The 25787-nt window shown below is 71.8% G+C and carries 18 protein-coding genes and 1 pseudogene; 6 read left to right on the top strand and 13 right to left on the bottom strand.

Features of this window, described 5'->3' with window-relative positions:
• Window positions 1–74 precede the first annotated feature (74 nt).
• The 3 genes from ACWD4P_RS24665 to ACWD4P_RS24655 all read right to left on the bottom strand — a co-directional run bounded on the left by ACWD4P_RS24665 (window position 75) and on the right by ACWD4P_RS24655 (window position 3690).
• Window positions 75–815, bottom strand: coding sequence for an aggregation-promoting factor C-terminal-like domain-containing protein (locus ACWD4P_RS24665; protein WP_449781067.1), 741 nt, complete (start codon window positions 813–815; stop codon window positions 75–77).
• A 450-nt stretch (window positions 816–1265) separates the two neighbouring features.
• Window positions 1266–2600 (bottom strand): PhoH family protein, encoded by a 1335-nt coding sequence (locus ACWD4P_RS24660; protein ID WP_359828999.1) that lies wholly within the window; start codon window positions 2598–2600, stop codon window positions 1266–1268.
• A gap of 295 nt (window positions 2601–2895) precedes the next feature.
• Complete coding sequence (locus ACWD4P_RS24655) at window positions 2896–3690, bottom strand: isoprenyl transferase (RefSeq protein ID WP_449781066.1); 795 nt, start codon at window positions 3688–3690, stop codon at window positions 2896–2898.
• 399 nt (window positions 3691–4089) lie between these two features.
• Between ACWD4P_RS24655 and ACWD4P_RS24650 the strand changes: the two genes are divergently transcribed.
• On the top strand, window positions 4090–5703 hold the full coding sequence (locus ACWD4P_RS24650) for a chitinase (RefSeq protein ID WP_449781065.1): 1614 nt from the start codon (window positions 4090–4092) through the stop codon (window positions 5701–5703).
• Between the two features lie 241 nt (window positions 5704–5944).
• Here ACWD4P_RS24650 and ACWD4P_RS24645 read toward each other — a convergent pair whose 3' ends face one another.
• Complete coding sequence (locus ACWD4P_RS24645; RefSeq protein WP_449781064.1) at window positions 5945–6661, bottom strand: prepilin peptidase; 717 nt, start codon at window positions 6659–6661, stop codon at window positions 5945–5947.
• A gap of 248 nt (window positions 6662–6909) precedes the next feature.
• Between ACWD4P_RS24645 and ACWD4P_RS24640 the strand changes: the two genes are divergently transcribed.
• A complete protein-coding gene (locus tag ACWD4P_RS24640; RefSeq protein ID WP_449781063.1) occupies window positions 6910–8124 on the top strand; it encodes a pyridoxal phosphate-dependent aminotransferase in 1215 nt (404 codons plus the stop codon).
• A gap of 255 nt (window positions 8125–8379) precedes the next feature.
• Here the strand turns inward: ACWD4P_RS24640 and ACWD4P_RS24635 are convergent, their stop codons facing one another.
• Window positions 8380–10209: a phosphoenolpyruvate carboxykinase (GTP) gene (locus ACWD4P_RS24635; protein WP_359828994.1), complete on the bottom strand. Its 1830-nt coding sequence runs from the start codon at window positions 10207–10209 to the stop codon at window positions 8380–8382.
• A gap of 284 nt (window positions 10210–10493) precedes the next feature.
• Between ACWD4P_RS24635 and trhA the strand changes: the two genes are divergently transcribed.
• Entirely contained in the window at window positions 10494–11168 is a 675-nt protein-coding gene (gene trhA / locus ACWD4P_RS24630; protein WP_449781062.1) for a PAQR family membrane homeostasis protein TrhA, read from the top strand.
• On the opposite strand, the gene ACWD4P_RS24625 is transcribed toward trhA, so the two are convergent.
• The 3 genes from ACWD4P_RS24625 to ACWD4P_RS24615 all read right to left on the bottom strand — a co-directional run bounded on the left by ACWD4P_RS24625 (window position 11139) and on the right by ACWD4P_RS24615 (window position 13937).
• Window positions 11139–11876 carry a hypothetical protein gene (locus ACWD4P_RS24625; RefSeq protein ID WP_449781061.1) on the bottom strand — a complete coding sequence of 246 codons (738 nt, stop codon included), beginning with the start codon at window positions 11874–11876 and terminating at the stop codon, window positions 11139–11141. The genes trhA and ACWD4P_RS24625 overlap by 30 nt on opposite strands.
• A gap of 379 nt (window positions 11877–12255) precedes the next feature.
• Window positions 12256–13158, bottom strand: coding sequence for a hypothetical protein (locus ACWD4P_RS24620; protein WP_449781060.1), 903 nt, complete (start codon window positions 13156–13158; stop codon window positions 12256–12258).
• An 8-nt stretch (window positions 13159–13166) separates the two neighbouring features.
• Window positions 13167–13937, bottom strand: a complete 771-nt coding sequence (locus ACWD4P_RS24615; protein ID WP_449781059.1) for a papain-like cysteine protease family protein — start codon at window positions 13935–13937, stop codon at window positions 13167–13169.
• Between the two features lie 272 nt (window positions 13938–14209).
• Between ACWD4P_RS24615 and ACWD4P_RS24610 the strand changes: the two genes are divergently transcribed.
• Complete coding sequence (locus ACWD4P_RS24610) at window positions 14210–15139, top strand: hypothetical protein (protein ID WP_449781068.1); 930 nt, start codon at window positions 14210–14212, stop codon at window positions 15137–15139.
• Window positions 15140–15318: 179 nt separating this feature from the next.
• Here the strand turns inward: ACWD4P_RS24610 and ACWD4P_RS24605 are convergent, their stop codons facing one another.
• Complete coding sequence (locus ACWD4P_RS24605) at window positions 15319–16179, bottom strand: GNAT family N-acetyltransferase (protein WP_449781058.1); 861 nt, start codon at window positions 16177–16179, stop codon at window positions 15319–15321.
• A gap of 63 nt (window positions 16180–16242) precedes the next feature.
• Entirely contained in the window at window positions 16243–18303 is a 2061-nt protein-coding gene (locus ACWD4P_RS24600) for a thioredoxin domain-containing protein (RefSeq protein ID WP_449781057.1), read from the bottom strand.
• A 236-nt stretch (window positions 18304–18539) separates the two neighbouring features.
• On the opposite strand from ACWD4P_RS24600, the gene ACWD4P_RS24595 reads away from it, so the two are divergent.
• Window positions 18540–20024 carry a hypothetical protein gene (locus ACWD4P_RS24595; protein ID WP_449781056.1) on the top strand — a complete coding sequence of 495 codons (1485 nt, stop codon included), beginning with the start codon at window positions 18540–18542 and terminating at the stop codon, window positions 20022–20024.
• A 454-nt stretch (window positions 20025–20478) separates the two neighbouring features.
• Window positions 20479–22419: a DNA/RNA helicase domain-containing protein gene (locus tag ACWD4P_RS24590; protein ID WP_449781055.1), complete on the top strand. Its 1941-nt coding sequence runs from the start codon at window positions 20479–20481 to the stop codon at window positions 22417–22419.
• A 96-nt stretch (window positions 22420–22515) separates the two neighbouring features.
• Here ACWD4P_RS24590 and ACWD4P_RS24585 read toward each other — a convergent pair.
• The 3 genes and pseudogenes from ACWD4P_RS24585 to ACWD4P_RS24575 all read right to left on the bottom strand — a co-directional run.
• Window positions 22516–22674, bottom strand: a pseudogene (locus tag ACWD4P_RS24585) (DUF255 domain-containing protein); the annotation flags it as partial.
• A gap of 42 nt (window positions 22675–22716) precedes the next feature.
• Window positions 22717–23526, bottom strand: a complete 810-nt coding sequence (locus ACWD4P_RS24580) for an ABC transporter ATP-binding protein (protein ID WP_449781054.1) — start codon at window positions 23524–23526, stop codon at window positions 22717–22719.
• 86 nt (window positions 23527–23612) lie between these two features.
• Entirely contained in the window at window positions 23613–25553 is a 1941-nt protein-coding gene (locus tag ACWD4P_RS24575) for an FtsX-like permease family protein (protein WP_449781053.1), read from the bottom strand.
• Window positions 25554–25787: the final 234 nt, after the last annotated feature.

The raw sequence follows: 25787 nt of genomic DNA, 5'->3' as shown, positions 1-25787 counted from the left end.
GCCCCGGCCGCGCGCCCCGATCGGGTGCGCGGCCGGGGCCGTGCGGAACCGCGCCGCCGGAGCGGCGGCCGTTCCTAGTACCAGTTGTGGGCCTGCCAGAACGACCACGCGCCACAGGGGCTGCCGTAGCGGGAGTTCATGTAGCCGACGCCCCACTTGATCTGGGTGGCCGGGTTGGTCCTCCAGTCGGCACCGGCCGAGGCCATCTTGGTGCCGGGCAGCGCCTGGACCAGGCCGTAGGCGCCGGAGCTCTTGTTGGTCGCGGTGTAGTCCCAGCCGCTCTCGCGCTTCACGATCTGGCTGAAGCACTGGAACTGCGCGTCGTTGCCGACGATCTGCCGGGCCAGGTCCTGGACCGAGCCGGGGCTGACCGAGACGGCCGGCGCGCTGTCCTCCACCGCGGTCATCGCGGAACGGGCCTTGGAGCGGTTCGCGGCGGCCTCGTCGGCCTTGCGCTTGTCGTCCGCGGCCTTGGCGGCCTTCTCCGCGTCGGCCTTGGCCTGGGCATCGGCCTTCGCCTGGGCGTCCGCGGCGGCCTGCTGGCGCGCGGCCTCCTCGGCGGCCTTCTGCTCCGCGGCGGCCTTGGCGGCGGCGTCGGCGGAGGCCTGCTGGGCGGATGCCTGCTGGCCGATGTTGTCACTGATGGTCTGCGCCTGGGCGCCAGAGGGGACTTCGGCAAGCAGGGTCGCGCCGGCGACGTCGACCGTCTGCGTCGTCTTGCCCTCGCTGCCCGAGGCCATGCCCACGACGGCACCGACAGCGGTGACGGCGGTGGCGGAGGCCACAGCGACTCCCCGGACCGAGATCCGAGTCACATGGATTCCTTCCAGCATCGCCCACGCGTGACCGTACGGGCGCAACATGCCCCTTGGCACGGACCTCCGCACGGTGCTCTGGTCACGGGAGGTGCTGGCCCGGCGTCCGGCCGAGGTGAGGCGACCGGGCGTTGGAATCGGGCGGCGTACGGCTCAACTGTGTTCAATTGTGCGTCCACCGACCGGAGTTGGCGGACCTTCCGGGGCCTGACTCACGGAGTCCGGGAGCCCTGCCGCGCCGTACGCGGGGCCTGACAGAACCCTCACCATGCCGCACCGGGCACTGTCGACGCAATTCCCGTCCACGTGGCGCATGTCACATTCACCGCACGGCGGTTCCCCGGACGGAAAGCACTCGATGTGATGAAACGGATGGGGCCCGCTCCCTCAGGAACGGGCCCCCGGTCATGAGTTGACCGTATTGTCCGACTATGCCCTACCGTGGCCGGCTCACGGGTGGATGTCCTCCAGCATCTCCGTGACCAGCGCCGCGATCGGCGAGCGCTCCGAGCGGGTGAGCGTGATGTGGGCGAAGAGCGGATGACCCTTCAGCTTCTCCACCACCGCCACCACGCCGTCGTAGCGGCCCACCCGGAGGTTGTCCCGCTGCGCCACGTCGTGGGTGAGCACCACCCGCGAACCCTGGCCGATCCGGGACAGCACCGTCAGCAGGACGTTCCGCTCCAGCGACTGCGCCTCGTCCACGATCACGAAGGCGTCGTGCAGCGAGCGCCCCCGGATGTGGGTCAGCGGCAGCACCTCCAGCATCCCGCGGGAGATGACCTCCTCGATCACGTCCGGGGTGGTGACGGCGGAGAGGGTGTCGAAGACCGCCTGCGCCCAGGGGCCCATCTTCTCCGCCTCGGAACCGGGCAGGTAGCCCAGCTCCTGCCCGCCGACCGCGTACAGCGGCCGGAAGACCATCACCTTGCGGTGCTGCCTCCGCTCCAGCACCGCCTCCAGCCCCGCGCACAGCGCCAGCGCCGACTTCCCGGTGCCGGCCCGGCCGCCCATCGAGACGATCCCGATCTCCGGGTCGAGCAGCAGGTCCAGCGCCACCCGCTGCTCGGCGCTGCGCCCGCGCAGCCCGAACGCCTCGCGCTCGCCGCGCACCAGCCGCACCCGGCCGTCGCCGGTGACCCGGCCGAGCGCGCGGCCGCGCTCCGAGGTCAGCACCAGCCCGGTGTGGACGGGCAGTTCGGCGGCCCCGTCCACGTCCACCCCGCCGTCGTGGCCGGCCGAGAACAGCGCGTCCACCTGGTCGGCCGGGACGTGCAGTTCGGACATGCCCGTCCAGCCCGAGGTGATAGCCAGCTCCGCCCGGTACTCCTCGGCGAGCAGGCCCACCGAGCTGGCCTTGATCCGCAGCGGCAGGTCCTTGGACACGACGGTGACGTCGTAGCCCTCGGCCTGGAGGTTGCGGGCGACCGCGAGGATCCGGGTGTCCGCCTCCCCGCCGCCGGCCCGGTAGCCGACCGGCAGTATCGACACGTCGGAGTGGTTGAGCTCGACCCGGATGGTGCCGCCGAGCTCGCCGACCGGGATCGGCTCGTCGAGCCGGCCGTGGCGGATGCGGTAGTCGTCGAGCAGCCGCAGCGCCTGGCGGGCGAAGTAGCCCAGCTCCGGGTGGTGCCGCTTGGCCTCCAGCTCGGTGACGACCACCACCGGGAGGACGACCTCGTGCTCCTCGAAGCGGGTCATGGCGAGCGGGTCCGCCAGGAGCACGCTGGTGTCGAGAACGTACGTGCGCCGGTCTGGTGTCCGGCGGCTCTTGGAACTGACCACTAGGCCTCCAGAGCGGATGACCCTGCGTCATCCGCGTCCAGCCGGCCCCCGCTGCCCCGGTGGCCTCGGGGCCGGACTGACTGGAGTATTCCCAGGCGGGGAGCGGTGCATTCGCGCCCCCGGCGAACTGACGGATCATTGCCGGTGAACGTTTGGCCTCGCGCGGGCGCCGGGTAGGCCAGGCCTACGGCGGTCATTTCCGCCGGGCGGCCGGGGTGGCGAGGGCGCTCCGCGCCGCGGACCCACCGGGCGGTCGGGCGCGCCCGGCGCGCCGCGGACCCGCCGGAGTGCGGAGCTACAGCCCCAGCCGCCGGTGGCGCTGCTCGTACGCGCGCAGGGCGCGCAGGAAGTCGACCTTGCGGAAGGCCGGCCAGTACGCCTCGCAGAAGTAGAACTCGCTGTGGGCGCTCTGCCAGAGCAGGAAGCCTGACAGCCGCTGCTCGCCCGAGGTGCGGATGATCAGGTCCGGGTCGGGCTGGTTGCGGGTGTACAGGTGCTCGGCGATGTGCTCGACGGTCAGGACCTCGGCCAGTTCCTCGATCGAGGTGCCGCGTCCGGCCTGCTCCTGGAGCAGCGAGCGGACGGCGTCGGCGATCTCGTGCCGGCCGCCGTAGCCGACCGCGACGTTGACCGTTATCCCGTCGATGTCGGCGGTCCGGTCGGCGGCCCGCTTGAGCACGTCGGCGGTGTGCTGCGGCAGCAGGTCCAGCGCGCCGACCGGGTTGACCCGCCAGCGGCGGGCGGCGGCCAGGCCGGTGACGGCGTCCTCGATGATGCCGAGCAGCGGGACGAGCTCGTCGGCCGGGCGGTCCAGGTTGTCGGTGGAGAGCATCCAGAGGGTGACGACCTTGACGTGGGTCTCGTCGCACCAGCCGAGGAACTCGCTGATCTTGTCGGCGCCGCGCTGGTGGCCGTACGCGGTGGAGCCGCCCGCCGCCTTGGCCCAGCGGCGGTTGCCGTCCAGGATCACGCCGATGTGGCGCGGGGTGCTCTCGAGGTGGACCTCGACCCGTCGGCCGTAGAGCCCGTACATCCCGCCGAGCAGGGTGCGCAGTCCCGGCGTCCTCTCGACGACATCGCGCAGACCCATGTTTCCCGGCCCCTCCGTACTCGTTGCAACTGGTGCGTCACCGCCCCCGGCGCAGCCTACTCCGGCGCACAGATGCGCGGTAAAGCCGCAGGTAGCGGTCTTGTCACAGTCCTGTACGAAGTCTGTTGCGACAGGCGTGTCGGGGGGTGTCCGAGGGGGCGGCGGGGCCGCCGCGGGGCGCGCGGGACGCGGACACGGAACGGTCTCCGAATCCTTAACGGAACCGTAAGCCGTTCGTCCGGTGCTTGACGACCAGCAATGGTCTAGTCCAGCTTTTGATCCGGGACGGAACGATCCTCCTGCTCCGCCCCGCAGGCTCACTTCGGACCTCCCCTCCCCCACACGCGGCCGCCGCGCCCCCCACCGCGGCGGCCGCTCCTCCCCCAGGAGCGTCACCCCATGGCCCGTACGCTGAACCAGCCCTCGCACAAGCGCCGGCGCAGCCCTCTCCCGGCCGTCGCGGCCGGCGCCACCGCCCTCGCCCTGGCCGGCGGCGGCCTCGCCCTGTTCGCCGGCGGCGCCAGCGCCGCGGTCGGCAACCTGGTCTCCAACGGCGGCTTCGACGGCGGGCTCGGCGGCTGGACCTGCGCCGGCGCCGCGACCACGGTGTCCTCCCCGGTCCACTCCGGCACCGGCGCGCTCCAGGCCACCCCGGGCGCCGGGGACACCGCCGAGTGCAGCCAGACCATCAGCGTGCTGCCCAACACCAGCTACACGCTGAGCGCCTGGGTCCAGGGCCCGTACGTCTACCTCGGGGCGCGCGGCACCGGTGGCACCGACCCGTCCGCCTGGTCGAACCAGAACAGCTGGAACCAGCTGTCCACCACCTTCACCACCGGGGCGAACGCCACCAGCGTCACCGTCTACCTGCACGGCTGGTACGGCCAGAGCGCCTACCTGGCCGACGACGTCGCGCTGATCGGCCCCGGCGGCACCGGCACCCCGTCGCCGACCGCGACCCCCACCCCCACGCCGACCGCCACCGCCTCCCCCACGGCGACCGCGACGCCCACCGCGACGGCGACCCCCACCCCCACCGCGACCGCGACCGCCACCCAGACCGCGACGCCGACCCCCACCGCGACGCCCACCAGCACCACCCCGCCGGTCACCGGCCTGCCCGCCCACGCCGTCACCGGGTACTGGCAGAACTTCGACAACAACTCGACCGTGCAGCGGCTGAGCGACGTCCAGAGCGCGTACGACATCATCGCGGTGTCCTTCGCCGACGCCGTGCCCACCAAGACCGGCGCGATCAGCTTCACCCTGGACCCGGGCCTGTCCAAGGCGCTCGGCGGCTACACCGACGCCCAGTTCCGCGCCGACGTCAAGGCCAAGCAGGCGGCCGGCAAGAAGGTCATCCTCTCCATCGGCGGCCAGAACGGCGCGATCACCGTCGGGGACGCCACCGCCGGCGCCAACTTCGTCAACAGCGCCTACGCGATCATCAAGGACTACGGCTTCGACGGCATCGACGTCGACCTGGAGAACGGCGTCCAGGCCGGCCCGCTCGGCGACGCGCTGCACGCCCTGCAGGCCAAGGTCGGCCCCGGCTTCGTCCTGACCATGGCCCCCGAGACCATCGGGATGTACAACACCTCCGGCGCCTACTTCCAGCTGGCGCTGAAGACCAAGGACATCCTCACCGTCGTCAACACCCAGTTCTACAACTCGGGCGGCATGAACGGCTGCGACGGCAAGGTCTACACCCAGGGCACCATCGACTTCATCACCTCGCAGGTCTGCACCCAGATCCAGGGCGGCCTGCGGCCGGACCAGGTGGGCATCGGCGTCCCGGCCTCCACCCGGGCGGCGGGCGGCGGCTACGTCTCGCCGACCGTGGTGAACAACGCGCTGGACTGCCTGGCCACGGGCAACAACTGCGGCAGCTTCGTGCCGCCCGCCAAGTGGCCGACCATCCGCGGTGCCATGACCTGGTCGACCAACTGGGACGCCAACAACGGCAACGCCTTCTCCAACGCGGTCGGCCCGTTCGTCCACAAGATGCCGTAACGGCACTCGGCCACGGCACCGGGCACGCGCCACGAGACCCGCGCCGGCTGCCACGGCCACCAGAGCCCAACTCCCCCGGCGCGCCGCTCCTTGAGGGTGGGGCCTGCGCGTCGGCGGCGGGGCCCGTCGCACCGACCGGTGCGGCGGGCCCTTCCGTCTTCCCTGTCCCCTCTTTACAGGGGACGGGCCCGTGAGCGGCTCTTTATAGGGACGGGCCCGTGAGCGGCCCCGGCCGGTGCGCTCACCGCGCCAGGACCGCGGTGAGCGCACCGAGCAGCAGGAACGGGCCGACCGGGAGGTCCAGTCCGCGCACCGGGCGGCGGCGGGCCAGCGCCGCGGCCGCCCGCACGGTGCCCCAGAGCCCGGCGAGCACCGTCGCGGCGAAGAGCCCGCCGAGCGCCACCGACCAGCCGAACCAGCCGAGCAGCCCGCCCAGTGCGAGCCCGAGCGGGGAGTCCCCGGGGCCCAGGGCCCCCAGCCAGACGGCCAGTTCGAGCACGCCCCCGACCGTGAGCGCGACCAGCAGGCAGCGCAGCGCGGCCCCCGGCCCCGCGGCCGCCACCGCCGACAGCAGCAGCGCGGCCACCCCGCCGAGCAGCGGCACGGTCAGCCGGTACGGCAGCCGGCGCACCCGCGCGTCGACGAAGCCGAGCACCACGCCGAGCGCCGCCGCCCAGGCCAGCGCCAGGGTCACCACCAGCAACCGGTCCGCCGCGTACGCCACCGCGACGGCGACCGCCGCCGCGACCGCCTCCACCGTCCAGGGGCCGGCACCCAGCCGCTCCCGGCAGCCCGGGCAGCGCCCGGTCGGCGGCAGCAGGCGCACCCGGCGCCCGCAGGACGGGCAGTCGTCGCACCAGGGCTCTCCCTCCGGCACCGCGAACCGGGCGATCAGAGCGCGCAGCAGCGGGGCCGCCAGAAGACCGACCAGCACCGCCGCGACCACGACCGGGACCACCGGCGCACCCCCTCCTCGACCGACGCAACCGGCTCATCCTCCCGCGCCGGCGGTGTGCCGTCCGTCTCGTTCCGTACGACGGCACGGCGACGCTCCTCGCATACAGGGGCATTCCGGACATCCGAACGCTGCTTCGGAAGGCCGCCCGCCACCCGCGCCTGCCGATCGAAGGGGGCCCTGGAGGGCCTCGGAACCACCCCCGCGAAGGCCCGCCGCACGGCCCCTCCGTACCCCTAAAGTAGGCGGACATGCAGGTCATCCAGTCCAGCAAGCTCGCCAATGTCTGCTACGACATCCGCGGTCCGGTGCTCGACGAGGCGATGCGGCTGGAGGAACAGGGCCACCGCATCCTCAAGCTCAACACCGGCAACCCGGCCACCTTCGGTTTCGAGGCGCCCCCGGAGATCCTCCAGGACATCCTGCGCAACCTGTCCAACGCGCACGGCTACGGCGACTCCAAGGGCCTGCTCTCCGCCCGCCGCGCGGTGGTCATGCACTACGAGGACCGCGGGCTGCACGGCCTCTCGGTCGACGACGTCTTCCTCGGCAACGGCGTCTCCGAACTGATCCAGCTGGCCATGACCGCGCTACTGGACGACGGCGACGAGGTGCTCGTCCCGGCCCCGGACTACCCGCTGTGGACCGCCTCGGTCTCGCTGGCCGGCGGCACCGCGGTGCACTACCGCTGCGACGAGCAGTCCGAGTGGTACCCGGACCTCGCCGACATCGAGGCCAGGGTCACCGACCGGACCAGGGCCATCGTGGTGATCAACCCGAACAACCCGACCGGCGCGGTCTACCCGCGCGAGGTGCTGGAGGGCATCACGGAGATCGCCCGTCGGCACGACCTGGTGGTCTACGCCGACGAGATCTACGACAAGATCCTCTACGACGACGCCGAGCACGTCCCGCTGGCCACCCTGGCCCCGGACCTCTTCTGCGTCACCTTCAACGGGCTGTCCAAGGCGTACCGGGTCGCGGGCTTCCGCTCCGGCTGGATGGTGCTGTCCGGCGACCGGAACCGGGCCCGCAGCTACATCGAGGGCCTGACCGTGCTCGCCTCGATGCGGCTGTGCGCCAACATGCCCGCGCAGCACGCGGTGGCCGCCGCACTCGGCGGACGGCAGTCGATCCGCGACCTGGTGCTGCCCGGCGGCCGGCTGCACGCCTCGCGCGACGCCGCGTACGAGCTGCTCAACCAGATCCCGGGGGTCAGCTGCGTCAAGCCGAAGGGCGCGCTGTACGCCTTCCCCCGGCTGGACCCCAAGGTCCACAAGATCAAGGACGACGCCCGGATGGTGCTGGACCTGCTGCGGTCCCAGCGCATCCTGCTGGTCCAGGGCACCGGCTTCAACTGGCCCGAGCCGGACCACTTCCGGCTGGTCACGCTGCCCCGGGCGGAGGAGATCACCGACGCGGTGACCCGGATCGGCGACTTCCTGGGCGGTTACGTCCAGCCGTAGCCCGTCGGCCCGTCGGCCCGCCCGCCCTCCTGTCCCGGTCGGGCGGGGCCTTCCTGTCCCGGTCGGGCGGGGCTTTCCTGCCCCGGTCGGGCGGGGAATCCCGACGGGCGGGAAAAACACTACGGCCGGAGCTCCGGCCCGGGCGATCTCCTTGGTCGGGGGAAAATCGCCCGGCGGAACTCCGGCCGTCCTGCCGCTCGGCGGGGCGCGCGGTTCGTGCCGCGCGCCCGCCTCTCTCCCGGCTGAGGCTCAGGCTCAGCCGAGACGCGCGACGAGGTTCCGGTACTCGTCCCACAGCTCCTTGGGGGTGTGGTCGCCGAAGGTCTCCAGGTGGGCCGGCACGAGCGCGGCCTCCTGGCGCCAGATGTCGGCGTCCACGGTGAAGAGCAGGTCGAGGTCCTCCTTGGAGAGGTCCAGGTCGCCGAGGTCGAAGCCCTCGACGGTCGGCAGCACGCCGATCGGGGTCTCGACGCCCTCGCCGGTCCCCTCCAGGCGCTCGACGATCCACTTGAGCACGCGGCTGTTCTCGCCGTAGCCGGGCCAGACGAACTTGCCCTCGGCGTCCTTGCGGAACCAGTTGACGTAGTAGATCTTCGGCAGCTTGGCGGCGTCCGCCTGGGCGCCGACCTTCAGCCAGTGGGCGAAGTAGTCACCCATGTTGTAGCCGCAGAACGGCAGCATCGCGAACGGGTCGCGACGCAGCTCGCCGACGGTGCCCTCGGCGGCGGCGGTCTTCTCGGAGGCGATGTTGGCGCCCAGGAAGACGCCGTGCTGCCAGTCGAAGGACTCGGTCACCAGCGGGACGGCGGTGGCGCGGCGGCCGCCGAACAGGATCGCCGAGATCGGCACGCCCGCCTGGTCCTCCCACTCCGGGGCGATGGTCGGGCACTGCGCGGCCGGGACGGCGAAGCGGGCGTTCGGGTGGGCGGCCGGGGTGCCGGACTCGGGGGTCCAGTCGTTGCCGCGCCAGTCGGTCAGGTGCGCCGGGGGCTCCTCGGTGAGGCCCTCCCACCACACGTCGCCGTCGTCGGTGAGGGCGACGTTGGTGAAGACGGTGTTGCCCCAGAGGGTGTCGATGGCGTTGGCGTTGGTGTCCACGCCGGTGCCGGGCGCGACGCCGAAGAAGCCGGCCTCGGGGTTGATCGCGTAGAGGCGGCCGTCCTCCTTGTTGAAGCGCATCCAGGCGATGTCGTCGCCGATCGTCTCGACCTTCCAGCCCGGGACGGTCGGCTGGAGCATGGCCAGGTTGGTCTTGCCGCAGGCGGACGGGAAGGCGGCGGCGACGTACTTGGCCTCGCCGTTCGGCGGGGTGAGCTTCAGGATGAGCATGTGCTCGGCCAACCAGCCCTCGTCACGGGCCATGGTCGAGGCGATGCGCAGCGCGTAGCACTTCTTGCCGAGCAGGGCGTTGCCGCCGTAGCCCGAGCCGTAGGACCAGATCTCCTTGGTCTCCGGGAAGTGCGAGATGTACTTGGTGCTGTTGCACGGCCACGGCACGTCCGCCTGGCCCTCGGCCAGCGGGGCGCCGACGGTGTGCACGGCCTTGACGAAGTCGCCGTCCTCGCCGAGCTGGTCCAGCACGGCCTGGCCCATGCGGGTCATCACGCGCATGGAGACGGCGACGTAGGCGGAGTCGGTGATCTCGACGCCGTACGCGGCCAGCGGGGAGCCGACCGGGCCCATCGAGAAGGGCACGACGTACATCGTGCGGCCCTTCATCGCGCCGCGGAAGAGTCCCTGCTCGCCCTGGAAGATCTCCCGCATCTCGGCGGGGGCCTTCCAGTGGTTGGTCGGTCCGGCGTCCTTCTCCTGCTCGGAGCAGATGAAGGTGCGGTCCTCCACGCGCGCCACGTCCGAGGGGTCGGAGGCGGCGTAGTAGGAGTTGGGGCGCTTCTCCTCGTTGAGCTTCTTGAAGGTGCCCTGAGCCACCAGCAGGTCCGCGAGGCGCTGGTACTCCTCGTCGGAACCGTCGCACCACTCGATGCGGTCCGGCTGGGTGAGCTCGGCGATCTCGCTCACCCAAGCGAGCAGCTGCTTGTGGTGGGTGGGCGCGGATGCGCTGAGAGCAGAGATCTCGTACGACACGATCGCTCCGTTTCACGCCATCTCGGCGAGGAGATGGCGTCGCGGGGGTCTGAGGGTGCTTGCAGCGTAGCTCCGGGCTCAAGGCCAGAACGCGGCTAAGCGTCGAAATTGACGGACCTTTTACTCCAGCCAGTACGATTACCCACCAGTAACACGCCGTCCGCGCAGCCGACGGAGTGTGCGGGGCCACACTCCAATTACTCCAAAACGTCTAACAGTGACGATCGCCACTTCCTACGCATGAGTAACCTACGGAGCCGTAGGTAGCGGGTAGCATGCTGCGCATGACTGCTGCTGCGCTCGCGGAGAGTGCACTCACGGAGAGCAAGCCGAAGTGGCGCGGCTGGCTGCACGCCGGGATGTTCCCCGCCACGGTGGCCGCCGGGATCGTGCTGATCTGCCTGGCCGACTCCACCCCCGCCAAGATCGCCTGCGCGATCTACTCGGTCAGCGCCTGGCTGCTGTTCGGGGTCAGCGCGGTGTACCACCGCTTCGACTGGGGCCCGCGCGGGGACGCCGTGCTGCGCCGGCTGGACCACGCGAACATCTTCCTGATCATCGCGGGCACCTACACGCCGTTCACGATGCTGCTGCTCAAGGGCGCCGCCCAGCAGGTGCTGCTCTGGGCGGTCTGGGGCGGCGCGCTGGCCGGGATCGCGTTCCGGGTGTTCTGGGTCGGCGCACCGCGCTGGCTGTACACACCGGTGTACCTCGCGCTGGGCTGGGCCGCCGCCTTCTTCCTGCCGGACTTCCTGCGCACCGGCGGGGTCGCCGTCCTGGTGCTGATGATCGTCGGCGGAGTGCTCTACAGCATCGGCGGCGTGGTGTACGGGCTCAAGCGCCCCGACCCCTCACCCCGCTGGTTCGGGTTCCACGAGGTGTTCCACGCCTTCACGCTGGGCGCGTTCATCGTCCAGTACGTCGGCGTCTCACTGGTGGCGTACAGCACGGCCGGCTGATCCCGGCGCACCCCGGCGGGCGGTCGCACGGTCCACGGACCGGGCGGCCGCCCGTTCGGCCGTCCAGGGCCGCTCGTACGGGGCCCGGATCTGCGGGCGGCGCGGGTAGGACCCGTGGTCGGCGGCGCCGGACTCCGACGGCGAACCCTGGTCCAGCAGCGGCCCGTGGGCGTGGTGGAGCTCGCCGTGCTGCTCGCCGTGGGCGTGGTGCTGCTCGCCGTGCGACTGGCGGTGCGGGTCATGGGAGCCGTGCGGCCCGTACGGCCCGTACGGCCCGTGGGATCCCTCGGACTCGTGGAAACCGTGGGACTCGGGGGACCCGTGGGAACCCGGGGAACCGTAGGAACCCGGGGACCCGTAGGAACCGGGGGACTCATAGGACGCATAGGACTCGCGGGGCGAGCCGGCCGAGCGGGCCCGCGCCTGCCGGGCGTCCAGCGCCTCGCGGGCCCGGCGGCAGCGCTCGCAGTGCGCGGCGTCCGGGCCGCCGCGGCGCGGACGGTGCCGCACCGGGGCCGACCCGCCGTGCAGCGCGCGCCAGCGGCGGGCGACGTAGACCATGAGCAGCAGGGTCTCCACCCCGGCGACCGCCAGCACCAGCAGGGCGCCGTTGATCAGATAGGCCGCGACCACGGCCAGCGCAGAGCCCACCACCATCGCCGAACCCCACAGCTGGGCGCTCGTCTGCTTGTCGTCCGCGTCGGCCACCTCGGTCCCCTTTCCCGGTGCCGGGCTCGTGGTCGGCTCCCGCCGCCCCACCTCTTCTCCGCTCTCGGCACGCGTCGGCCAGCACTGACCGATTGCCACATGGTATCTACCGACAGTCATGGCCGACTGCCCCGGGGCGGCGAACGACAGATCAACGTTGCGTCAATTCCTTGTGCGGAAGCGGCACTTCCTGGACACATCACGGAGCGTAGCCGGACTTGCGCGGTGCGGACGGCCCCCACGGCGGCACCGAGAACGCCGGAGGGGCCACCGACCCTCCGGTCGACGGCCCCTCCGACGCCCCTCCGGCGCCCTCCGACGCCCCTCCGACGCCCTGCGGCGCCCTGCGCGGCGCCCGCTCGCTGTCCGCCGTCCGGCGTCAGCCGCGGCGGATGCCCGCCCTCCGCCGCAGCACGGCGCCCGCGCCCACCAGCGCGGTGGCCCCGAGGGCGGCCGCGGCCGTCACGGCCGGCAGCACCGAACCCCCGCCCGAGGCTTCCGCCACGGACACGGACTGCGGCCCGGCTACGGTCTGCGACGCCGCCGCGGCGCCGTCCGCCTCGTAGCCGCCGCCCTTGCCCGCCCGGTCGTACGCCGAGCCGGGCAGCTTGTCCCCGTACCTCTGGTGCACCAGCTGCTGGTACGCGGCCAGCGTGACCCCGCCCGCGCCCACCGATCGCCGGGCCTCGTCGTCCAGCGGCAGCACCCGGCCGTCGCGCAGCACGTACCAGGCGTTGACCTGCGGCTCGCGGAAGGCGGTGCCGCCACCGCCGTCCGCCGCCTTCGCCGCGTAGTCGCTCTCGTCACCGCCCGAGGCGATGTTGACCACCTTCCAGGCCCCGTCCTGCCGGACGGTCCAGACCGAGGCGCTCTGCCCGTCCGCCGCGACCACCTTGCTGGCGGTGAACTCGGCCTTCGCCACCGGCGCGCCCGGAGTGCCGGCCACGAAGCCGGGGTCCAGCAGGTAGACCGGCACGGTGTCACCGGCCAGCCGCGGCGCGGCCGCGCTCGCCGCCCGGTCCTCGTCGGCGGCGCCGATGGTCAGCTGCTCGGTCGGCGGGACGCCCTTGCGGGCGAAGAAGTGGCCGACCTTGTCGAGGACGGCCGGGTCCTGCACCGCGCTGCGGGCCTGCGCCAGCTCGGCGGCGGGCACCGGGGCCGGGGCGGACGCCGCCGGCTCGGCCGCGTGCGCGGCCGGGGCGAGCGCCAGCACGAGGCCGGCGGCGAACAGGGCGGCGGCGTTGGCGGCGGCGGCCCGACGGAGGCTCTTGATCTCGGTCATGGCCGTCCTCACGCGCCGATCCGGTACAGGGAGTGGGTCCACGAGAACGTGCCGTTGTTCACGTAGTACCCGTAGTCCGCCCAGTTGTAGCGGTAGTTGGAGGGCCACGGGTCGCCCCAGTAGACCCAGTTGTTCCCGGTGTCGTAGCCGTACAGGACGTGCATGTGGCCGCCGCCCGAACTCCACTGGATGCGCGTCTCGATCGGGCGGTCGGCGTTCACCTCGGACTGCACGGTGCCGTAGTTCAGGTACCCGTTGACGTACGAGCCCGGGTTGATGCCGGCCCAGCTCAGCCCGTTCTGCACATCGCCCAGCGTGGCCTGGCTGTTGGGGCAGCTGGAGTTGGCGGAGCGGCCGAACGCGGCGTTGCAGAACTGGTTCTGGCTGTAGTTGTAGCCGAACCAGGTGGCGATGGTGTTCCCGCTCGCGGCCCAGCACCAGTTGGTCTGCTGTTGCTGCTGCATGGTGATGTTGAGCTTCTTGTACGTGCCGGCGAGGTCCGCCGTGCTGCCGGGCGCGGCGGCCTGGCGGACCTGGTGCGCGGCCCGGTCCTGGGCCTGTGCCTGTGCCTGTGCCTGAGTCTGCGCCTGTGCCTGTGCCTGTGCCTGTGCCTGTGCCTGTGCCTGTGCCTGAGTCTGGTACTGGTCCCGGTCCTGGGACGGGTGCCCGGCCGGGGCGGCGATCGCGGGCGCCGCCACCGCGGCGGTGAACGCCGGGCCCAGCACGCCGAGGGCGAGCAGCGAGACCGCGCGGCGCAGCCGTATCCGTGGAACTGGCATGGGGAGGTGCCTCCTTGCGCGAGTGGAGCGAGGTGCTGTGTGGGGGCGCGGTCCGGATCGCGGCCCCGAGCATCGCGCCTCGTCAGGGACAGGTCAACGGCCCCGGTTCCGGGTGTGAACGGACCCGCGCGGATGTGAACGACACCCCGGAAACCCCCGCGCAACAGGCACGGACCGGTGACAAACCGCCGCACCGATGTGAATATTCACGGTCAAACGCCGGTCCGCCCGAGCCGCCCTCCGGCCGGTCCGCCCGTCCCCAGGAGGCCGCCATCCACCGGAGCGACCCAGCCGACCTCGCCGCCGCCCTGCGCACCGGCCCCTTCCACCTCGCCCTGCGCACCGCCATCTCCGTCCGCGGCCTCGCCCTGCACCGCGTCCGCCGCCACCTCGCCCTGCGCGGCGTCAACGTCGGCCTCACCAGCCTCAGCTACTGGCAGCAGGGCCGCCGCCGCCCCGAACGCGCCGAGTCACTGCGCGCCGTCGCCGCCCTGGAAGACGTCCTCGACCTGCCCGAACACTCCCTCACCCGGCTGCTCGGCCCCCGCCGCACCGACCCCACCCCGACCGGCCCGCCCGTCCGCCCCTACCGCGACCTGATCTCCCCCGCCGTAGCCGTCGACGACCTGCTCGCCACCCTCGCCGGCCCCCGCGACACCGGGCTCCACACCATCACCCACATCGAACGCATCCGGATCGGCCCGGACCGCCAGCTCACCCGCCGCGACTCCCAACACGCCCTGCGCGCCCACCGCGACGGCATCGACCGCTACCTCGCCCTCTACCAGGGCGACCCCGGCAGCGACATCACCCGCGTCGGCGTCCGCGCCGAGGAGAACTGCCGCCCCGGCCGCATCCGCCGCGACCGGACCCACCACCTGCTCGCTGCCGAGCTCCTCCTCGACCGCCGCCTGCGCGCCGGCGACACCCACCTGCTCGGCTACGGCTTCGACGACGCCCCCTCCCCCGACCCCAGCTGCGAATACGTCCGCGGCTTCAACTCGGGCGCCGGCCAGTACGTCCTCCAGATCACCTTCCACCCCGCCGCCCTCCCCGTCCGCTGCCAGCGCTTCGCCCTCCACTCCCCCGGCGCCGTCCCCTACGAGACCGAGGAACTCACCCTCGACGGCCACCACTGCGTCCACCTGGTGGCGACGGCCCTCCGGCCCTGCCTGCTGGGGATCCGGTGGGACTGGGAGTGAGGCGGCGCCCGGTCGGTGCGGTCCGTACGGGCCGTCGACCTCGGCAGCGGGCCCATGGCCGGTCGGCTGCCCGCGAGGTCGCCCCGGGCGCCGGCCACCCCTTCGGGACGAAACCGGTGGGCGCGCACCCGGCCGAGGACGCGTAGCGGCCGCGCAGCGACCGGGATGCCGCGGCGCCGCTACCGCCGGTGGAAGTCCACGATCAGGGAGTCCTCCACCGGCCGGTAGCCGATCTGCTGGTAGATGGAGTTGCTGGTCGGGTTGGCGAGGTCGGTGTAGAGCAGGACCTCGGTGGCGCCGCGGGCCAGGAGATGGGCCGAGGTGGCGGCGGTGACGGCGGTGCCGTAGCCGTGGCCACGGCTCTCGGCGGGGGTGTAGACCGGGCCTATGCGGGACATGCCGGCGAGGATCGGGCTGCTGCCGGCCAGGGCGACCGGGCGGCCGCCGTCCTCCCACAGGTGAAGGCAGCCGGCCGCCGTGCGCTCGTCCACCGCCCTTGGGACGTCGGGGAGTTCGACCCCGGCCTCGACCAGGAACTCCTCGTACCAGCGGATCGCGAGATCGCGGTCGGCCGGTTCGGCGAGCCGGTGGCGGCCCGCGGGCGGGCGCGGCGGGCCGGCCAGGGTGCCGAGCCGGTAGAGCCGTTCGTCAAAGCGGACGGACTGTTCGGTGCCGGTGGCGTCCGTCCAGGCCGCGGCGAAGGCGCGGACCGCGTCGGCGCCCCCGCCGACGCCGGTCACCGTGGTGAACCCGGTTCCGGCGGCGGCCAGGGCGGTCGCCAGTTCGGCGGCCGCGGCCGGCGGCATGAAGGAGAGCCGGGGGTCGAACGGCGGCGTCTGGAGGAAGGCTCCCGCGACCGGGCCGCCCTCCTCGGCCTGCCACCAGCCGAAGACCGGTGGCTCGCCGAACACCGTCGGGCCGGACTCGGCCAGCCGGTGCGCGATGGTGAGCAGGACGGTGTTCTCGGCGGGGCGGGCGGCCAGGAAGGCGCCCGCCCGGTCGCGGAACTCGTCGAGGGAGGTGCTGAACGTCCAGGCCATGGCCCATGGTGGACCGGACCGGAGGCGCTCGCCAACTGCTTTCCGGCCGCCGCCGTGCGCCCGCTACTCGACCGCCACGCCCAACTTCTCGGCCAGCGCCGCCGGGTCGGTGGTCGGGGCGTCGCAGGCGAAGTGCCGGCAGACGTAGGCCGCGGGCGCCCCGCCGACCAGCGGCCGGTCGGCCAGCAGCGGCACCTCGGCCTCCCCGGTCTCCCCGGCCTCCCCCGGCGCACCGACCGCGACCACCGCGCCCGGTGCCGTCGCGAGCAGCGCGGCCCGTCGCAGCGCCGCGGTGGCCGGGTCTCCGTCGGGGCCGACCACGGCGACCTCGCGCGGCCCGTCGAGCAGCCCCTCGGCGACGGCGAGGCCCCAGCCGATGAACCGCGGTGCCCGGCCGGCGAGCGCGCCGACCACGCCGAGGGCCCGCTCGGCGGCCGTACGGTGCCGGTCGGAGCCGGTGTACGCGGCGTAGGTGAGCAGGGCACCGGCGGCGGCCGTCCAGCCGGACGGGGTGGCGTTGTCGGTCGGGTCCTGCGGGCGGCGGATCAGTTCCTCGGCATCGTCGGCGGTGTCGTAGAGCGCGCCGGAGGCCTCGTCGGTGAAGTGCTTGAGCACGGTGTCGAGCAGGCCGCCCGCGAGCTGGAGCCAGGAGGCCTCGCCGGTGACGGCGTACAGCGCGAGGAAGCCCTCGGCGGTGTCCGCGTAGTCCTCCAGCACGCCGGCGTTGGCACCGGCCCGGCCGTCCCGGGAGGTGCGCAGCAGCCGGCCGTCCGGGGTGAGGTGGACGGCGAGCAGCAGGTCGGCGGCGCGTTCGGCGGCCTCGACCAGGTCGGGGCGGTCCAGCAGGGCGCCGGTCTCGGCGAGCGCGGCGACGGCCAGGCCGTTCCAGGCGGCGACCACCTTGTCGTCCCGGGCCGGGGCGGGCCGGGACGACCGGGCCTCGGCCAGCTTGGCCCGGATCGTCTCGTACTCGGCGAAGTCCTCGGGGTCCGCCAGGAGTTGGAGCACCGAGGTGCCGTGTTCGAAGGTGCCTTCGGCGGTGACGGTGAACAGCCGGGCGGCGGTGGCCGCGTCGGCCGGGCCGAGCAGGTCGACCAACTGGCCGGGCTCCCACACGTAGTAGGCGCCCTCGGCGGACTCGCCGGTCTCCTCGTCCAGGCTGTCGGCGTCCAGCGCGGAAGCGAACGCACCCTCGGGCGTACGGAGTTCACGCAGCAGGAAGTCCGCCGTGGACAGCGCGACCCGGCGGGCGAGGTCCGATCCGGTGGCCCGCCACAGGTGCAGGTAGGCGCGCAGCAGCAGCGCGTTGTCGTACAGCATCTTCTCGAAGTGCGGCACCACCCAGCCGGCGTCCACCGCGTACCGGGCGAAACCGCCGCCGAGCTGGTCGTGGAGGCCGCCGCGGGCCATCGCCTCGCCGGTGCGGACGGCCATCTCCAGCGCCGCCTCCGAGCCGGTCCGGGCGTGGTGGCGCAGCAGGAACTCCAGCACCATGGACGGCGGGAACTTGGGCGCGCCGCCGAAACCGCCGCGGTGCTGGTCGAAGTCCCGGCTGAGGGTCACCAGCGCCTGGTGCAGGTCCGCCTCCCCGGGCGGATTGTGGGCGCCGGCCGAGTAGACGGCGGCCCGCTCGGCCAGGTCGGCCCGGATCCGCCCGGCGACCTCGCCGACCTCCTCCCGCCGGTCCCGCCAGGCGGCGTCCACCCCCTCCAGCACCTGCCGGAAGGAGGGCATCCCGTGCCGGGGCTGCGGCGGGAAGTAGGTGCCGAAGTAGAACGGCTGCTTCTCTGGGGTGAGGAACACCGTCATCGGCCACCCGCCCTGCCCGGTCGCGGCCTGGACCGCCTCCATGTACACGGCGTCGACGTCCGGCCGCTCCTCCCGGTCCACCTTGACCGCGACGAACCGCCCGTTGAGGTACTCGGCGAGCCCGGCGTCCTCGAAGCTCTCGTGCGCCATGACATGGCACCAGTGGCACGCCGCGTACCCCACGCTCAGCAGCACCGGCACGCCGCGCCGCTCGGCCTCCGCGAAGGCCTCCGGCCCCCAGGGCCACCAGTCCACGGGGTTGTCGGCGTGTTGCTGGAGATAGGGCGAGGTGGCATCAGCCAGGCGGTTCACCATGCCCGCAGTATCCCAGCCACCCGACCCGCCGCACGAACAGCCTCGCCAACACATCAAGGAGCCGGCCCCCACACCCCGAACGGCAGGACCTGCACCTCCGCGCCACAGCATGGCCCGCCCCGGCATGGCCGATATCGACCCCATACTGGCGAGTAGGAACAGCGGCGCGAGTGGGCCCACCGGAAGCCGGGTAAGTACCGTCGGCCACTGATCAGCCGCATTCCCAGGGGGGGCTCATGCGTGTTTCCGAATATTACAGCCTGGAGCGGACACAACCGACCCTCGACTTCGTCGACGTCGATACGGAGAACGACACTCCCGTCTATATAGATCCGAGCACACTGAAGAAGCTTCCCGACGACTGGGCTCGCCAGTGCATGGAGATGCTCGGCACATTCTTCGACAGTATCGTCCAGTCCCTCGCCCTCGGCGACGACGGCAGGGTCAGCGACCTCCTCACTAGCATCCAAGAGCCCAATGAGACCCATTTCGGACTTTCGAAAAGGAAGTCCAGAGGCCGCGCACTCGGCCCATACCTCGTGGCACGCATATGCGACAACCTGTCCGTCAGTCGCGCTGCTAGAAGCGGACTTCTCGCAGACCTCGAGGACACTGCACTCTTCATCAACAAGATCGGGAAGGACATAGTCTCGGATATTACGACCTGCGTGATTCGCGGGATGCTGACCTCCTACACGCAGGCAATGGCCTCGATGCACGGGATACCACTTGTGGACGACATCCCGTGTGGCCCCGCATGGGACTCGAAGCGACGGGAGTGGGACTTCTCCCCGACGCGCCTCCCCATAGCGGCCGGAAAGCCCCTCCTGCTCGTCCCGAAGGTGATCGTGCGACACGACCTCCTGCTGACGAAGCAGGAGTATTTCCGTAACCACCTGGCGCCGGCGCTCTTCGCGACCGAAAGCAACAGACCCACTGGAAAGCTGGTCCAGGCCGCCAAGGAAGCGGGGCGTCTGCTTGAGCAAGCCGACATCGAAGCAGAGTACGGTGGCGACAAGACGCGAATGGTGGAACTGTCGGAAGACAGGGTCGACGTCTTCCGAGCCTACAAAGATAAAAAGCAGGCGATGCCCATCAAACCGCTCACCCATGCGCAGCTGAGCGCGACCACCGGCACTGATCCCGTGGATTTCGACTCCCTCCTTGCGGCAGTACTTGAAGTACCCCCCGGCCCGGAGAGTGCCTCGCGCTACCACACGGCCATCGAATCACTCTTCACTGCGCTGTTCTATCCGGCGCTGACCCAGCCCGTGATAGAGCACTCCCTCGAGGAGGGGAGTGAACAGGTTGACATCACCTACACGAATCGAGACAAGCGCGGATTCTTCGACCGGCTCACTCGGCAGGGCCACCAGTGCTCGCACGTGTTCATCGAATGCAGGAACCATAAATCCGACCTGGGGAACCCAGAGCTGGATCAGCTGTGCGAACGGTTTACCCCGATGCGAGGAAAGGTGGGAATCATCGTCTGCCGCTCCTTCACCGACAAGGAGCAATTCTTGCTGAGCTGCCGCGACGTGGCCTTGAGCCGCCGCGAGTTCGTCCTCGCCCTCGATGACGACGACTTGGTCCTGCTGGTCAAGGAGGTAAAGAAGTCTCTCGGTCCTCGTCGCGGCCCCGACGGCACGGTGATACGCAACAGGCCGCAGCCCGGGGAGTTTCGCTTGCTCAATGCGCAGTTCCGTCGGCTCGTCGGATAGAACCGTGCGTGTCCATGTACCGCACAGCGTTGGTGATCACGGACAAGCAGAAGGCGGAACCTCCACCAGTAGCGGTGCGGCACAGGCTCCTCGACCGGAAGTCAGAGTCGACGGCAGAGCGCCGCCGCCCCCCCCACCGGTGGCCCCTGCCGCACGAGAGTGCGCCGTGCTTCGCCGAACTGCAGCCCTGGTCGACCGGCCGGCCGGGGCTGCAGCACAACGCCCGCTGAGGCACGTCGGCCATCTCCGAACGCGTAGGCCTTCCCGGCCCACTCCCCGTTCTCGACTCACCCCTCTCTCCACCCCCTGCAGGAGCGAACACTGGTCCCTGAGCGCCTCAAGTCCGTATCCATGGCTCGGTCGCTGGCACCCAGGCGGGATGAAGAAACGATTCTGCTAGGTTCCAGGTGGATCGGCTCGCAAGAGTTTCCACGCACGGCAGGAGGTAGACGGGATGGCGGTCGGGGGCGGCTGGAAGCCGCTGGAGGCATTCTGGCCCGTGCAACGTGTGGTGCGTGACCGCCACGAGCTGGTCCTGAAGATCGGCGAGCGCTACTCCGCCTCACACCCGAAGGACAAGCCACCGAGCCCCGCCGAGGTCGATGCCTGGCGTGAAAGCGTCTACGAGCTGGCGGCCACGCTGGACAACCGCGGGCTTGGCCAGGTACGGATGTTCATCGAGTACCTTGCCGACGGCCAGATGAACCATATCGATGTCGTCCTCGCAGGACAGCATCCATCGGGGCGGCTCAGCTACGCGGTCATCGAGCTCAAGCAGTGGGGAAGCATCGAGCGTCCGACCGTGTCAAAGACAGCCGGGCTCTGCGCCTCCTGCCGGGTGGAGGGGAACACCACACTCTGCCAGCGCTGCGCCCTGGACCTGGTCTACGCGCCGTTCCCTGGGTACGAAAGGCACCTCAAGCATCCCGCGGTCCAAGTGGGCAACAACCTGGACAACCTGCGCAGGCACCACAGCATGTTCGACGACCGCTACATCAACCTCGTGGGCGCTGCCTATCTGCACAACCTCATGGACGAGGGCCACCAGTGGATCAGCCAGGTATCGCCTCGTCCCGGGATCCCTACGTTCACCGCGCGGCAGCCGGGGGACCTGGAGAACTTCCTGACTGCAAACTTCAGCCCGCACTCCGGCGCGGAGGCCGCGCAGGAGCTGCTCGGGCGTCGACGCTCGAGCAGCCTGCTGACCAGTGAGACCGGGGCGATTGTCAACGGGCACACCCGGTTCAGTCTCGTCGAGCATCAACTGCGGGCAGCACGGGCAATCGCCGATGCCACCGCAGCCCCCGGATCGCACGGGGTGAAGAAAGCATTCGTCATCGAGGGACGTGCGGGCAGCGGCAAGTCCCTCGTCGCGCTCACCGCTCTGGGAGAGGCGCTGCAAGCCGGGCGCTCTGCTGCCTTCGTTTCCGGCGGCATCGCATCCCGTGACACATTCAAGCGGGCCGCCAAGGGGTACCAGAAGGTCTTCAGACCGCTGGTGCAGGTCGCCGACAAGTTCGGGCCCGACGAACTGGACCTGATCGTCTGCGACGAGGCCCACCGCCTCAGCGAGCGGCCCATGACCGGCTCCTTCGGCATGCGGTCGACGGGACCTAGCTCGGTGGAGGTGGTCGTCACCCAAGCCCGTGTGCCGGTCTTCTTCATTGACGGTGACCAACGGCTCTTCGCGGAAGAGGTGTGGTCTCCGGAGAGACTGAAGAGCGAGCTCTGGAGCCTCGGTGTGGAGATCGTGCCGATCAACCTGGATCGGGTACTCAGAACTGTCGGCAGCTCGACTTACGACACATGGGTCCGTCGACTCATGGCTGGGAACCCCATCGCATGGCGCCCGGACGGCGCCACCGATCCGGAGCCGTTCGAGCTCTACTACACCGATAGTGCCGCCGAGATGGAGTCCTTCCTCCTGAGCAAGGACCCGGTGGGCGTGAGCGCCCGGATGAGCGCCGGAATGTGCTGGGGCTGGACCGACGACACCGGCACTTTCCCCGACGTCAGCCCCGAACCCGGCTGGGCACGCCCCTGGAACGCCGGCGACAGCCACAGTACCCAGGGAATACCCAAGCGGAAGTTCTGGGCGACCGACCCCGGAGGCTTCGGGCAGATCGGGTGCGTGCACACGGCCCAGGGGCTCGAGTACGAGTGGGGCGGCGTGATCATGGGCCCTGATCTCACGTGGGAGGACGGCGCATGGGTCGCCCACCGCGAGCACGTGAAGAGCAAGGCCTCGCGTATCGAGGACGACACCGAACTGGCCCGGGCGTTGTGCAGGGCCTACGGCGTGCTGATGACCCGTTCCATCCGCGGCCTGGTGCTCTACTCGGTCGACCCTTCCGCCAGGAAGCTCTTCGCCGACCTCGGGGTGCAAAAACTCTGATCCGCCCTGTCTCCTGCTCGCCATGGGTCCTTGGCCCAGCCTGGGTGGTGCTGGCAACGTCCTGCCGGACCCACTACTCGGTTGGGGAGTTCACTGGCACCAGTGGCAGGCCGCGTAGCCCACGCTCAGCAGCACCGGCACGCCGCGCCGCTCGGCCTCCGCGAAGGCCTCCGGCCCCCAGGGCCACCAGTCCACGGGGTTGTCGGCGTGCTGGAGCAAGTACGGCGAGGTCGCGTCCGCGAGACGGTTCGGCATGCCCCCCCATCCTCCCGCATCCGGCGGCCGACACGCGGCAGGTCAGGCCGGTCCGGACCAGTAGCTGATCCCGAGGTTGGTGTCGAAGGTGCGCATCCGCCCGAGCACCTGTTCGGGGGTCGGGCGGAGGAGTTCGTCGACGACGCGGCCGTCGGCGAGGAACACGACGCGGTCGGCGTACGAGGCCGCCACCGGGTCGTGGGTGACCATCACGACGGTCTGGCCGAGCTCCCGGACGCACCGGCGCAGCAGGGCGAGGATCTCGGCGGCGGAGCGGGAGTCCAGGTTGCCGGTCGGTTCGTCGGCGAACACGATCCGGGGGCGGCCGGCCAGCGCCCGGACGCAGGCGACGCGCTGTTGCTGGCCGCCGGAGAGCTGGGTCGGGCGGTGGCCGAGCCGGGCGCCGAGGCCGGCCGCCTCGATCAGGGTGTTCAGCCACTGCCGGTCGGGGGTGCGGCCGGCCAGGGTCAGCGGCAGGGTGATGTTCTCCGACACCGTCAGGGTGGGGATCAGGTGGAAGGCCTGGAAGACGAAGCCCACGTGGTCGCGGCGGAGCCTGGTCAGCCGGGCGTCGCTCAGCCGGGTGAGGTCCATGTCGCCGATCCGGACCGAGCCCGAGGTACAGGACTCCAGCCCGGCGAGGCACTGGAGCAGGGTGGACTTGCCCGATCCGGACGGTCCCATGATCGCCGCGAACTCCCCCTCCCGGAAAGCCACCGAGACCCGCTCCAACGCCACCACCCGGACGTCTCCCGACCCGTGCACCTTGGTCAGGTCGACGGCTGCCGCGGCGACCGGGGTGTGGGCCGCCGGGTGGGACGGGCCCCCGGGGAGGTAGGGGTGTTCGATCATCGGTGGTGCTCTCCTCGGCTGGGCACGGGCGAAGGTCGGGACTGGGGGCGGGGCCGGCGGCCGGGCGGCACCGGTGGCCACCCCGCTCACGCCGTCCCCGTCGCGAACTGGCGCCGGATACCACGCAACGGACGGGCCGCCAGTGCCGCCGGGACGGCCGTGGCGACCAGCACCCCGAGCAGGACCCCGGTCGTCCACGGCACGTCCAGGGCCGGCAGCCCCTGGCCGACCGCCCGGGCCAGCGGCACCAGGCAGATCCCGGCCGTCACCACCGCCAGCATCGTCCCGACCAGCGCCGAGGCCAGCACCTCGTACACCACGCAGCGCAGCAGCTGCCCCCGGCCCAGGCCGAGGGCCCGCAGATGGGCGCGCTGGGAGCGGCGGTCCCGCTGGGCGATGGCGCAGGTGTTCGCGACCGCGAGCAGCGCGTACCCGGCCACCACGGAGACGATCAGCCGGGAGGCCAGGTCGTCCTGAACGCTGCGCGGCCGCTGGTGGGCCAGGTAGTCGGCCCGCGTGACGAGCCGCTGGCCGGGTTCGAGCTTCCAGCGGGCCGGATCACCGGCGAGCAGCACCCGGTCGGCGTACGGGGCCGGGGTGTGGGCGAGGGCGAGGTCCGCGGGGAGGACGTACGAGGGGAAGCCCAGGTCCCGCTGGTACACGGCGACGAGCCGCAGCTGCTCCTCCTGCCCGTCGGCGAGCCTGAAGGTGACGCTCTGGCCGAGCTCCCAGTGCTGCGCGGCGGCCGCGGTGCCACCGGCGGCGAACGTGCCGGGCACCAGCTCGTCCAGCCGGCCCCGCTCCTCGCCGAGGTCCAGCACGCTTCGCAGGGCCGTCCCGTCGACGCCCCAGGCACGGGTGGGCCGGGGCTTGTTGTCGTAGAAGCTGGGCGGCGGCGTCACCTCGGTGGCGATCGGCGCGACCGCGGTACCGCCGGGCAGGCCGGCGGGCCTGGCGGGCAGCCTGCTGCCCGGCTCTGCCGTCACCACGGCGTCGGCCCGCAGTGCCTGCTCGGTCTGCTGCCGCACGGCGGCGCCGATGGTCATGCCCGAGCCGAGCAGGCAGACCACGATGCCGACGGACAGCAGGACGGGCACCGCGATCGCGGCCGTCCGGGCGGGCGCGGCCCGGAGACCGGCGGCGGCGATCCGGCCGGCCTTCCGGTCCACCAGCCGCAGCAGGGCGCAGCACGGGCCGACGAGCAGCGGCACGAACCAGGGGGCGAGCACCGCGAGGGTGGGGATGACGGACATGGCCAGCCCTGTCACCAGCGCGCCCTGGAGCACCGGCGGCATGTCCATCACGGCCATCAGGGCCACGAGCGGCCCACAGAGCAGGAGGGCCATGGCGATGCCCGCCACCAGTCGGCCGACGTTGCGGCGGGGCGGGGCCAGGGCCAGTGACTGGTCCTTGAGGAGGTCGATCGGCTGGACCCGGCCGGCCGCCAGCACGCTGGCGAGCGCGGCCAGCACCGCGACCGCGCAGGTGCCGACGCAGGCGCCGGCCGCGATCGCCCACGTCTGCCCGGCGGAGGGCAGGCCGACCGCGGCGGGGAACAGCCCGCGCTCGATCAGCATCCGCCGTCCGAAACCGGCCGCGGGGACCGTCCCTGCCACCGCGGCGACGACGGAGGGGGCCAGCGCGACCAGCGCGACGTCCGCGACGACCAGGACCCGCAGCCGGCCGGCCGTCACTCCGAGGGCGCGCAGCACGGCGAACTGCCCGAGCCGCTGGTTGGTCCAGAGCGCGACCGTCGACCCGGTCACCAGCACCGCGGACATCAGCAGCAGGGTCAGCAGCAGGCCCAGCAGGTTCTGGGTGTCGGTGGCCGCCGCGGCGGCGGCCGAGCCCGGTGGGTAGGCCGGGCCGCTGACCGCCGCGAGCAGCAGCAGACAGGCCCCGACCCCGGTGGCGGTGAGCGCGCAGGCGACCGCGACACCTATGACGCGCCCCGGGTACGCCCGCACCTCGGCGACGCACAGTCGCAGCCCGCCGAGCGGTCCACGAGAGCGGGTTGTCGGATCCAATGCCACGGCCACGGTTGTCTCACCTCGGAGCGAACCGGGAGGCCCGGTCGTCGCACCGCTCCAGGGCGTCGTACCACATCGGATCGGCTATCGCGTACGACTCGTATTTCGCGTCCATTTCGCCACCCGCCCCCCTTTCGAATCCCTGCCGGACAGCATTCCGATTCCCGCCGGGATTTTCGAATCACCGGCCCCTGTTCCGACAGGAACCATCATTCCCGGACGCTCCGCCGT

This window comes from Kitasatospora sp. NPDC002543 (genome assembly GCF_053594915.1).
Note: the sequence above shows the minus strand (reverse complement) of the source record. Positions and strands in the feature narration are given on the sequence as shown.

Coding starts and splice junctions, on each gene's coding strand:
- ACWD4P_RS24655 (WP_449781066.1), bottom strand. CDS start 3,690: ATGGGTCTGCGCGATGTCGTCGAGAGGACGCCGGGACTGCGCACCCTG.
- ACWD4P_RS24650 (WP_449781065.1), top strand. CDS start 4,090: ATGGCCCGTACGCTGAACCAGCCCTCGCACAAGCGCCGGCGCAGCCCT.
- ACWD4P_RS24640 (WP_449781063.1), top strand. CDS start 6,910: ATGCAGGTCATCCAGTCCAGCAAGCTCGCCAATGTCTGCTACGACATC.
- trhA (WP_449781062.1), top strand. CDS start 10,494: ATGACTGCTGCTGCGCTCGCGGAGAGTGCACTCACGGAGAGCAAGCCG.
- ACWD4P_RS24620 (WP_449781060.1), bottom strand. CDS start 13,158: ATGACCGAGATCAAGAGCCTCCGTCGGGCCGCCGCCGCCAACGCCGCC.
- ACWD4P_RS24615 (WP_449781059.1), bottom strand. CDS start 13,937: ATGCCAGTTCCACGGATACGGCTGCGCCGCGCGGTCTCGCTGCTCGCC.
- ACWD4P_RS24605 (WP_449781058.1), bottom strand. CDS start 16,179: ATGGCCTGGACGTTCAGCACCTCCCTCGACGAGTTCCGCGACCGGGCG.
- ACWD4P_RS24600 (WP_449781057.1), bottom strand. CDS start 18,303: ATGGTGAACCGCCTGGCTGATGCCACCTCGCCCTATCTCCAGCAACAC.
- ACWD4P_RS24595 (WP_449781056.1), top strand. CDS start 18,540: ATGCGTGTTTCCGAATATTACAGCCTGGAGCGGACACAACCGACCCTC.
- ACWD4P_RS24590 (WP_449781055.1), top strand. CDS start 20,479: ATGGCGGTCGGGGGCGGCTGGAAGCCGCTGGAGGCATTCTGGCCCGTG.
- ACWD4P_RS24580 (WP_449781054.1), bottom strand. CDS start 23,526: ATGATCGAACACCCCTACCTCCCCGGGGGCCCGTCCCACCCGGCGGCC.